The sequence below is a fragment of the Halanaerobium sp. genome (genome assembly GCF_003070835.1).
In genome coordinates, this window is sequence record NZ_QBLR01000467.1 from 1 (window position 1) to 1,900 (window position 1,900).

The following is a 1,900-nucleotide window of genomic DNA, read 5'->3' on the forward strand; positions in this document are numbered from 1 at the left end:
ATTTAGATTACAGCAGAAAACTGAATTTAGAGACCATTACTTTGAAATGATGAAGATTGAGGAATTTATAAATTCTCCAACTATCAGTAAAATAAATGGTTATGTTAGTGGTAAGGGTGAGCGCGATAATATTATTCAAAACATCGGTGACTTTGCCCTGACATCTGAACTGCAGGAGGAACTTTTAAGATTAAACGGAATTGATCCGGAAGAATGTACAACCTTCTGTAAAACAGAAGATGCTGATTCGGTTGTGATCAACGAAGAGGAAAGCGATGCCGAATTAAGAGCACGTTTAACAGATCTGCAGTATAAGGTGACTCAGCTTGATGCAACTGAGCCTGCATTTAACAATAAATACTGGGATAATAAAGAGCCGGGCATTTATGTTGATGTAGTTTCAGGAGAGCCACTTTTTTCTTCAACAGATAAATTTGAGTCTGGTTCAGGTTGGCCGAGCTTCACCAAACCCCTGGTTGAAGAAAATATAGTTGAAGTAGAAGATACCTCTTTCTGGATGAGAAGGATTGAGGTTCGAAGCAGAAATGCAGATTCTCACTTAGGACATGTTTTTGAAGATGGTCCTCAACCAACAGGACTCCGCTACTGTATAAATTCAGCTGCTTTAAACTTTATTCCAGCTGAAGATCTAGCTGAGGAAGGTTATGAGGAGTTCGAATATCTTTTTGAGTAAAAAAACGTGCACCTTCCGGGTACAGGACCATTATCTGGAAAATATTCAAAAATAAATTTAAAAAGCAAAAAAGGGCGGAGTTAATCCGCCCTCATTAATTCATTATGTTTAGTTTAACTAGAATTTAATTAGATTTATTCAGCAACCTTAAAAGTAGGAACATCTTCTTTTTCTTTTGCTGCATCAATTAATTCTTTGACCCGCATGACATCTCCTTCGTCAAATTTAGAAAGATCATCATTATTATTAATTGACTCATAAATTTTATCAAAATCTTCATAAGCGATACCAAATTCTTTTTCATCTCGGTCGCTTTCATCTCCACGACAACCGCCAGTTGGAGGACGATTAATAATTTTTTCTGGAACACCTAGAACTTCTGCCAGTTCCCAGACCTGTGTTTTATTTAAATCACCGATTGGTCTCATGTCTGTAGCACCATCACCGTAAAGTGTATAATAGCCTGCTAAAATCTCACTTTTGTTGCTTGTACCCATTACAACGTAATTTTTCTTTTCAGCTATATAATAAAGAGTCATCATTCTAAGTCTTGTCTGAATATTTTGTTCAGCCGGATTGGTAGTTGGAATCTTAGTTTGAGGCCAGTGTTCTCTTTTGCTTTCCTCAATATCGATACTCTTTAATCTATTTTCCAGTGGCTCATTAATTTCTTTCATATTAACCTTTAAGGTTTCAATATCAAATTTATCTGCTAAAAGTTCAGCATATTCTACATCTTTGGTTACTGTTCCATTAGCCGGAAGCATAACTCCTAGTACGTTATCGCCAAATGCTTCTTTTGCCAGAGCGCCAACAACTGAAGAGTCAATACCTCCACTAAGTCCTACTACAACACCATCTGCGTTTCTTTTTTCAACTTCCTGCTTCATCCAATTCTGAATTTCCTGACTTAAATTTTCATCAATCATCTTTGACTATACCTCCTAAAGAAAAATTAATTTAATCTTTCTTTATTAATTCCACCATAGATTATAGGAAAGAAAAGTTAAGCTGTCAAGATATAGAGACTCAATATAAATGATTAGAACCTTTAAGAATTAATTAAATACATAATACTTTCTAATACTCCATTCAAGTAGTTGAAACTAACTAATTAGAACTTAAATCTGTAGTTAAATTAAATAATATTTTGAAAATTAATCTATGCAAAAATTTGCTTTTCTCAGCTTAAAAAAGGATAAATCA

The 1,900-nt window shown here is 34.5% G+C and carries 2 protein-coding genes; one reads left to right on the forward strand and one right to left on the reverse strand.

Annotated features, from left to right (window positions below; translation table 11 throughout):
• A partial coding sequence (gene msrB / locus CI949_RS20505) for a peptide-methionine (R)-S-oxide reductase MsrB (protein ID WP_290769884.1) occupies nucleotides 1–694 on the forward strand: 694 nt, incomplete at its 5' end.
• Nucleotides 695–828: 134 nt separating this feature from the next.
• On the opposite strand, the gene nadE is transcribed toward msrB, so the two are convergent.
• Nucleotides 829–1,623: an NAD(+) synthase gene (gene nadE / locus CI949_RS20510; protein ID WP_290769886.1), complete on the reverse strand. Its 795-nt coding sequence runs from the start codon at nucleotides 1,621–1,623 to the stop codon at nucleotides 829–831.
• Nucleotides 1,624–1,900 lie beyond the last annotated feature (277 nt).

Coding starts and splice junctions, on each gene's coding strand:
- nadE (WP_290769886.1), bottom strand. CDS start 1,623: ATGATTGATGAAAATTTAAGTCAGGAAATTCAGAATTGGATGAAGCAG.